The organism is Vogesella mureinivorans (genome assembly GCF_007644035.1).
Taxonomy (GTDB): domain Bacteria; phylum Pseudomonadota; class Gammaproteobacteria; order Burkholderiales; family Chromobacteriaceae; genus Vogesella; species Vogesella mureinivorans.
The window spans coordinates 1-344 of the sequence record NZ_VMTV02000774.1 but is presented as its reverse complement, the minus strand read 5'-3'; the positions used below and the strand labels follow the sequence as shown (position 1 = coordinate 344).

The 344-nt window shown below is 68.3% G+C and carries 1 protein-coding gene; it reads right to left on the bottom strand.

The features are described 5' to 3' along the window. The coding region (locus FLQ44_RS18165; RefSeq protein ID WP_147695490.1) for an efflux RND transporter permease subunit at positions 1–344 on the bottom strand (344 nt) is incomplete at both ends.

Sequence of the window (344 nt, the reverse complement as noted above, 5' to 3'; positions counted from 1 at the left end):
GTGACATCATCGGCGTCACGCCCTCGGGCAGGTCCTCCTGCACCCCGCGCATGCGCTCGGCCACCTGCTGGCGTGCGAAGTAGACATCGGTCTGGTCGGTGAAGATCGCCGTGACCTGCGAGAACCCGTTGCGCGAGAGCGAGCGCGTGCTGGTCAGCCCCGGGATGCCCGCAAGCGCGGTTTCGAGCGGATAGGTGACCTGGCGCTCGATCTGGCCCGGGGCCAGCGCGGGTGCGATGGTGTTGATCTGCACCTGCCGGGTGGTGATGTCGGGCACCGCGTCCATCGGCAGCTTGCCGAGCTGGAACAATCCGTAGACGGCAACGACCGCCGCGGCGAAGACC